Here is a 7,257-nt window from a genome sequence, read left to right as displayed (position 1 = left end):
CCGCGCCGGCGCCGGGGCGGGCACCCCGCGGGGCCTAGCACTTCAGCGGGGGGGCGGCGCGGGGCAATGCCGCGCCGCCGGCGAAGGGCACCCGCTGGTGGTCGAAGGCCGCCGCGGGTGACGCCCCGGCGTCGATGACGCCGACGATCCCGACCCAGCGCACCCCGGTGACCGCTGGCACGAGCGCCAGCGGCCTGCCGATCCGGGTGCCCCTGGCACAGTTGCCGGGTGACACCGGGCAGGCGTCCGTGCCCGACGTGACGCAACCGATCATGGTGGCGTCGCACACCGAGCCGGACCCCGCGAGCGTCAGCAGCATGCTCACCCGGTTCTACAGTGGCGTGCACCGGGCCGCGAATGAAGATGAGGTGCCCACGGTGCCGATCAACGATCATCGAGGGAGCACGGCGTGACCCTGAGCCAACAAGCACGGGACCTGAGCTGGTTGATCAACGCCTTCACCGAACGGGTGCCGGGCATCGCGCACGCGGTGGTGGTGTCCTCCGACGGCCTGCTGGTCGCGGTCTCGGACCATCTGCCCCGGGACAGCGCGGACCAGCTGGCCGCCGTGACGTCGGGCCTGGTGAGTGTCACCAGCGGTGCCGCCCGCATCTTCGACGGCGACGAGGTCAAGCAGACCGTGGTCGAGATGGGCCAGGGCTTCTTCCTGGTCATGACGATCCGCGACGGTTCGATCCTCGCCACGCTCGCCGGCCGCGAGGCCGACATCGGCGTCGTCGGCTACGAGATGGCCCGCCTCGCCAAGCAGGCCGGCGAGATGCTCACCCCCGCGCTGCGCGCCGAGCTCCAGCAGGCCCTCCCCCGCTGAACTGTTCTGCGACGCGAACGGCCCGGACCCTCGAAGGGATCCGGGCCGCCGCGGAGCGGAGCAGCCGGTCAGCGGTCGAGCAGCAGGCCGACCTTCTGGAACTCCTTCAGGTCGCGGTAGCCGCACTTGGCCATCGCGCGCCGCAGGCCGCCGAAGAGGTTGAGCACGCCGTCGGGGTCCTCGGACGGGCCGTAGAGGACCTTGTCCAGGGTGCCGAGGGACTCCTCCGCGGACCCGAACGAGCCGCGGGGCAGCTTCGGGTGGCTGGCGGCGGAGTGCCACCAGGCGCCGCCGGCGGGGGCGGACTCGCTACGGGACAGCGGCTCGCCGACCATGACGGCGTCGGCGCCGCAGCCGAGGGCCTTGGCGATGTCGCCGGACGTCTGCAGGTTGCCGTCGGCGATGATGTGCACATACCGGCCGCCGGTCTCGTCGAGGTAGTCGCGGCGGGCGTCGGCGGCGTCGGCGATGGCGGTGGCCATCGGCACGCGGATGCCGAGGACCCGGTCGGTCGTCGACCACTCGTCGGCGCCGATGCCGACGATGACACCGGCGGCGCCGGTGCGCATCAGGTGCAGCGCCGTCTGGTAGTTGGTGCAGCCGCCGACGATGACCGGCAGGTCCAGGTCGGCGATGAACTCCTTGAGGTTGAGCGGCTCGTCAGTCGTCGACACGTGCTCGGCGGAGACGAGGGTGCCCTGGATGACCAGCAGGTCGACGCCCGCGTCGAGGATGACCGGGGCCAGGGCGAGGGTGTGCTGCGGCGAGACGCGGACGGCGACGGTGACGCCGCCGTCGCGGATCTCCTTGACCCGCTCGCCGATGAGCTCGGGCTTGATCGGCTCCGCATACACCTCCTGGAGGCGCCTGGTGGCCCGCGAGTCGTCGTCCAGGTCGGACAGCTCCTCGAGGATCTTGCTCGGGTCCGTGTAGCGGGTCCAGAGGCCCTCGACGTTGAGCACGCCGAGCCCGCCGAGGCGGCCGAGCTCGACCGCGGTCGCCGGACTCATGGTGGCGTCGGAGGGGTGCGCCACGCATGGGATCTTGAACGGGTACGCGTCGAGCTGCCAGTTGGTCGACACGTCGTCGACGTCACGGGTGCGCCGTGTCGGAACGATCGCGATGTCGTCCAGGTGGTAGCCACGCCGGGCGCTCTTGCTCAGCCCGATCTCGACCACGTCACGCATTTGCCGCTCCTGCCATTGCTTGTGTTGGGGCTGCTGGGGGTGTGCTACCGCGAGTGGTAGTTGGGTGCCTCGACGGTCATCTGGATGTCGTGCGGGTGGCTCTCCTTGAGCCCGGCCGCGGTGATCCGGATGAGTTGACCCCGCTCGTGCATGTCGGGGACGGTGGCGGCCCCCACGAAGCCCATGCCGGAGCGCAGTCCGCCGACGAGCTGATGGGCCACCGCGGCGAGGGGGCCGCGGAAGGGGACCTGGCCCTCGATGCCCTCGGGCACCAGCTTGTCGTCGGACAGGACGTCGTCCTGGAAGTAGCGGTCCTTGGAATACGACCTGGCCTGGCCGCGGGACTGCATCGCGCCGAGCGAGCCCATGCCCCGGTAGGACTTGAACTGCTTGCCGTTGATGAAGATCAGGTCGCCGGGGCTCTCCTCGCAGCCGGCGAGGAGGCTGCCGAGCATGACGGTGTCGGCGCCGGCCACGATCGCCTTGGCGATGTCGCCGGAATACTGCATGCCGCCGTCGCCGATGACCGGCACGCCGAGCGGGGCGCAGGCGCGGGATGCCTCCATGATGGCCGTGATCTGCGGCACGCCGACGCCGGCGACGACGCGGGTGGTGCAGATGGAGCCCGGGCCGACGCCGACCTTGACCGCGTCGGCACCCGCCTCGGCGAGGGCCTTCGCGCCGGCATAGGTCGCCACGTTGCCGCCGACGACGTCGACGGTGGTCTCCTTCTTGAGCCGGGCGACCATCTCGACGACCTGCCGGTTGTGCCCGTGCGCGGTGTCGACCATGACGATGTCGAGACCCGCGTCGATGAGGGTGCGGGCGCGCTTGTAGGAGTCGTCGCCGACCCCCACCGCGGCGGCGACCCGGAGCCGGCCGGCGTCGTCCTTCGTGGCGTGCGGGAACTTCTCGCTCTTGGAGAAGTCCTTGACCGTGATCAGGCCGCGGAGCTTGCCGGCGTTGTCGACGATCGGCAGCTTCTCGATCTTGTGCTTGCGCAGCAGCGCGCGGGCCTCGTCCTTGCTGACCCCGACGAGCGCCGTGTAGAGCGGCGTGACGGTCATGATCTCGTGGACCGGGGTGGCCGGATCGGAGACGAACCGCATGTCACGGTTGGTGACGATGCCCACCAGCTGGCCGGCGGCGTCGACGACCGGGACGCCGGAGATGCGATACCGCCCGCAGAGCTTGTCGACCTCGCCGAGGGTGTCGTCGGGCGAGCAGGTGATCGGGTTGGTGACCATCCCTGCCTCGGACCGCTTCACCAGATCGACCTGCTGCGCCTGGTCCTCGATCGACAGGTTGCGGTGCAGCGTGCCGATGCCGCCCTGCCGTGCCATGGCGATCGCCATCCGGGCCTCGGTCACCGTGTCCATCGCGCTGGAGATCAACGGGATCCGCAGGGTGATGTTCCGGGTGACGTGGCTCGACGTGTCGACGGCGCTCGGCACGACGTCGGACTCGCCCGGCAGCAGCAGCACGTCGTCGAAGGTCAGGCCCAAAGGCAGCACGTCAGGTCGCGGCGAGAAATCCATGAAGCGCATCCCAGCTCTCGGTCGTCCGGCGGGTGCGTCTCATCGTACTTCTGCCCTGGCGGCGCACCCCTCCGCCATAGCCGGACGTGCCGTGGCTAACTCCGCCCCGACCACCGCTCTGCATACCGAGCCCCACACGCGCGGGTATTGGGGCTACCGTTGAGGCGTGCACGAAGAGCCCATCGACCCCTTCGCCGGTGACCCGGCCGATCCTTCGGCCGAGCTCGACGACAGTGGTGCCGACGACCCGTTGACCGCCGCCGAGCGCCAGGACGTTCTCGAGGACCTTGCCGACCTCGAGATCTACCAGGCGCTGCTCACGGCGATCGGCGTCCGTGGGCTCGTCATCGAGTGCGAGGACTGCCACGAGCCGCATTACTTCGACTGGGACCTGCTACGGGGAAACCTGAAGCACCTGCTCACGTCGGGCCGGCCGCGGGTGCACGAGCCGGCGTTCGACCCGGACCCTGACCATTACGTCACATGGGAATACGCGCGGGGTTACGCTGACGGGGTCCATGACGCACTTGCGAGTGCGACGGACGACAACGACGGCTGAGCCGGTAGCGGCCCTCGTTTAGGTTTGCCGCGGGTGGGGTACCGACGCGGCATGCACAGGAGCGCTAACTCACCAGCCCGGCACGGAAGGCCGCCGCAACGGCGTGTGCCCGGTCACGCGCTCCCAGCTTCCGGAACAGCCGGCGAGCGTGCGTCTTGACCGTGTCCTCGGAGACGAAGAGCTCCCGACCGATCTCGGCGTTGCTCTTGCCGTCGGCCATGCCGCGCAGCACCTGCAGCTCGCGTTCGGTCAGCTCGACGCGCCGCCGCGGTGGTTCGCCGGGCACGTCGCCGCGCTGCTGTGGCACGCCGGCACCCGCGACACGCGCACCGGGCATCCCCACCGCGGTCCTCGCGGCGCCGGGCAGTCCCCGGCCCGCCGGGAGCACCCCGCCGGCCGTCTGGGTCGGCGTGCCGACCCGCGCGGGCAGGACCGGGTCGCCGTTGCTGCGGCCGACCTGGCTCAGCACCAGCAGCACCGCCTTCGCCAGCGTGGTCACCGGGTCCGCCGTGTCGACCCGGATGACCGCCCGGGCACCGGCAGCGATCGCCGCGGCCGCCGCGCGCGGCTCCTCCGTGCCGAAGAAGACCACCGTCGAGCCGGGCGACACCGCCAGGACACGGCGGGAGAACTCCGCACTGTCCGGCCGGGCCAGGGTCGGGTCGGCCAGCACCAGGTCCGCGGGCTGCTCACTGAGTCGGGCCAAGGCCTCGACCATCGTGACGGCGGTCCGCACCGCGTGTGCCACCCCGAGCCTCGCCGCGGCTGCTGCGACCGTCTGTGCCGCGACCTGTGTTCGCACACACACCAAAATCGTACGCACCGTCGTGCTCCTCTCTCTCAAAGAGAGAAACACGAAATGGCGAGATCTAGACGTGGTTTCGCCGCGATTGGCCTACGAGAAATTGACCGACGACATCCCGTTACCTGCGGCGGTCTCGCGCGTTGTACAGGGACTGTGCGACTCGCGAATTCCAGTCCGCAAGCTAGGAAGGAGGGGCGAATGACGAATGTGACTCGACTGCCCGGCCCGATCGCGGACGTTTGGGACTGGCAGCGTCTCGGTTTGTGCCGCGGGCGCGACAGTGCACAGTTCTTCCACCCGGACGGTGAGCGCGGCGCGTCGCGCGGCCGGCGGGAAACCGCGGCGAAGAACGTCTGCCGCGGCTGCCCGGTCCGGGCGCAGTGCGCCGCGCAGGCCCTCGCGACCCGGGAGCCGTATGGCGTCTGGGGCGGCTTCAGCGAGGGAGAGCGGCTTCGGCTGCTGGCCGTCGGCTGGGAGGACTGCGCCGACCGGGGTCGCACGACGGTCGACGTGTCGCGCCTGGAGGCGAAGCTGGGGCTGCGCCCCGCACCGCCGCTGGTGCCGCTGCGCACGGTCCGCACCCATCCCGCGCCGAACGTGCCAGCCCAGCGCCGCCGTGCCGGCGCCGACCGCGCCCGCCCCGCCGCGAGGTAGACCCACCCCAACCACCGCGCTCATCGGGCCCGACCACACACAGGTCGGGCCCGCTCACTGTCCGGGCCCGCTCACTGGGTCCGGGTCAGCGCACGTCGACCTGCACCGAATGCCATCCGGTGGCGCCGTCGGGATCCGGCGGCGCCACGGCGTCGGTCTGGGTGTCGCCGCCGTTGTCGGTGGCCCGCACCGTCAGCCGGTGCTTGCCCCGGGTCGCGGTCCACGGCAGCGTCCACTGCCGCCACGTGTCGATCGACGGCACGGCGGCGAGTTTCGCCTCCTGCCAGGGGCCGTCGTCGACGCGGACCTCGACCTTGGAGATGCCGCGGTGCTGCGCCCAGGCGACCCCGGCGATCATGACCTGCCCCGCGGCGGGGTTACCGCCGTCGCGCGGGGTGTCGATCCGCGACTGGGTCTTGATCGGGCCTTCTCGTGCCCAGCCGCGGTTGATCCAGTACGCATCGAAATCGGCGAACGACGACAGCTCCAGCTCGGCGAGCCATTTCGTGGCCGACACGTATCCATAGAGGCCCGGCACCACCATGCGGACCGGGAAACCGTGCTCGATCGGCAGCGGCTCGCCGTTCATCGCGATGGCGAGCATCGCGTCCCTGCCGTCGCGCAGCACCGCGGTCGGCGTGCCGGCGGTCCACCCGTCGACGGACCTGCTGACCACCTGGTCGGCGCCGGCCTTCGGGCGGACCTCGTCGAGCAGGTCGGCGATGCGCACGCCCTGCCATTTCGCGTTGCCGATGAGGCCGCCGCCGACGTCGTTGGAGACGCAGGCGAGCGTCACGTACCGCTCGATCATCGGACGCTTGAGCAGCTGCTCGAAGGTCAGGGTGAGCGGCCGCTCGACCCGCCCGTGGATGCGCAGCGTCCAGTCCTCCGACGACACCTGCGGCACGACGAGGGTGGTGTCGATGAGGTAGAAATCCTTGTTCGGGGTGACGAACGGGGCCAGATCGGGCAGGCCCGCGTCGGCCTCCGGCGGCAGCGGCGTGGCGGTGTCGGGCACCGGGGGGATCTGCACGGCGGCGCGGTCGGCCTCGACGCCGCGACGGGTCGCCCACCAGCGGGCGGTCAGGCCGACGACGAACGCGGCGGCGAGGGTGCCGCCGGCAGCGCGCAGGAAGAACCGGCGTTCGTCATACGTCTCGACCGGCGGCCGTACGAGCAGCCAGTGCAGGACGGCGGCGCCGGCGGCGGCACCGACGAGCGTGGGCACGAACGCATACCAGGGCGCGGCGTGGCGGGTGAGCGCGGCGACGGCACCGACGAGGGCGAAGAGGCCGATGCCGGCATACCCGAACACCATCCGGCGGGTCGCGGCGACCCCGACGGCGGCGGCGAAGACGGCGAGGATCAGCAGCGTGCCGACCTGCAGCGCGATCTTGTCGTAGGTGTAGAAGACCGACACCGCGAAGTCCTTGACGGACGCCGGCACCGAGTCGATCACGACTCCACCGACGGACACGAGCGGCGAGGTGGTCGCGCCGGTCAGGATCGCCACGACCTCGGCGACGCCGAGCGCCACCCCGGCGGCCGCGATACCGGCGAACGCCGCGTTCCTACGATTCTGCACGGCTCCCAGTCTGCGCCGTGGATCAGGACCCACCAAGAGCGGTAATCGATCCATAAGAACTGAGAAGGGCCCGGCAATGGCGCCGGGCCCTTCTACGGTG

7 protein-coding genes and 1 pseudogene are annotated in these 7,257 nt (G+C 71.1%); 3 read left to right on the top strand and 5 right to left on the bottom strand.

Annotated elements, in window-relative coordinates; genetic code table 11:
- Positions 1–34: 34 nt before the first annotated feature.
- Entirely contained in the window at positions 35–325 is a 291-nt protein-coding gene (locus tag AB0K00_RS37865) for a hypothetical protein (protein WP_363530992.1), read from the bottom strand.
- A gap of 90 nt (positions 326–415) precedes the next feature.
- Between AB0K00_RS37865 and AB0K00_RS37860 the strand changes: the two genes are divergently transcribed.
- Positions 416–829 (top strand): roadblock/LC7 domain-containing protein, encoded by a 414-nt coding sequence (locus tag AB0K00_RS37860; RefSeq protein ID WP_203845159.1) that lies wholly within the window; start codon positions 416–418, stop codon positions 827–829.
- Positions 830–897: 68 nt separating this feature from the next.
- Here AB0K00_RS37860 and AB0K00_RS37855 read toward each other — a convergent pair whose 3' ends face one another.
- Together AB0K00_RS37855 and guaB are read right to left on the bottom strand one after the other, a co-directional pair.
- A complete protein-coding gene (locus tag AB0K00_RS37855) occupies positions 898–2,016 on the bottom strand; it encodes a GuaB3 family IMP dehydrogenase-related protein (RefSeq protein WP_363530989.1) in 1,119 nt (372 codons plus the stop codon).
- Positions 2,017–2,060: 44 nt separating this feature from the next.
- Entirely contained in the window at positions 2,061–3,554 is a 1,494-nt protein-coding gene (gene guaB, locus AB0K00_RS37850; protein ID WP_363530987.1) for an IMP dehydrogenase, read from the bottom strand.
- 166 nt (positions 3,555–3,720) lie between these two features.
- Here guaB and AB0K00_RS37845 point away from each other — a divergent pair, with 166 nt between their 5' ends.
- Positions 3,721–4,113, top strand: a complete 393-nt coding sequence (locus tag AB0K00_RS37845; RefSeq protein WP_033357617.1) for a DUF5319 domain-containing protein — start codon at positions 3,721–3,723, stop codon at positions 4,111–4,113.
- A gap of 64 nt (positions 4,114–4,177) precedes the next feature.
- On the opposite strand, the gene AB0K00_RS37840 is transcribed toward AB0K00_RS37845, so the two are convergent.
- A complete protein-coding gene (locus tag AB0K00_RS37840; RefSeq protein ID WP_363530984.1) occupies positions 4,178–4,936 on the bottom strand; it encodes a LuxR C-terminal-related transcriptional regulator in 759 nt (252 codons plus the stop codon).
- Between the two features lie 180 nt (positions 4,937–5,116).
- Between AB0K00_RS37840 and AB0K00_RS37835 the strand changes: the two are divergent.
- Positions 5,117–5,464: pseudogene (locus tag AB0K00_RS37835) on the top strand (WhiB family transcriptional regulator); the annotation flags it as partial.
- A gap of 193 nt (positions 5,465–5,657) precedes the next feature.
- Here AB0K00_RS37835 and AB0K00_RS37830 read toward each other — a convergent pair.
- A complete protein-coding gene (locus AB0K00_RS37830) occupies positions 5,658–7,211 on the bottom strand; it encodes a molybdopterin-dependent oxidoreductase (RefSeq protein WP_363530981.1) in 1,554 nt (517 codons plus the stop codon).
- Between the last annotated feature and the right edge of the window lie 46 nt (positions 7,212–7,257).

The sequence above is a fragment of the Dactylosporangium sp. NPDC049525 genome, from assembly GCF_040676755.1.
Taxonomy (GTDB): domain Bacteria; phylum Actinomycetota; class Actinomycetes; order Mycobacteriales; family Micromonosporaceae; genus Dactylosporangium.
The sequence above is the reverse complement of the archived record's forward strand: the minus strand, read 5'-3'. Positions and strand labels throughout refer to the sequence as shown.

Coding starts and splice junctions, on each gene's coding strand:
- guaB (WP_363530987.1), bottom strand. CDS start 3,554: ATGGATTTCTCGCCGCGACCTGACGTGCTGCCTTTGGGCCTGACCTTC.
- AB0K00_RS37830 (WP_363530981.1), bottom strand. CDS start 7,211: ATGGATCGATTACCGCTCTTGGTGGGTCCTGATCCACGGCGCAGACTG.
- AB0K00_RS37855 (WP_363530989.1), bottom strand. CDS start 2,016: ATGCGTGACGTGGTCGAGATCGGGCTGAGCAAGAGCGCCCGGCGTGGC.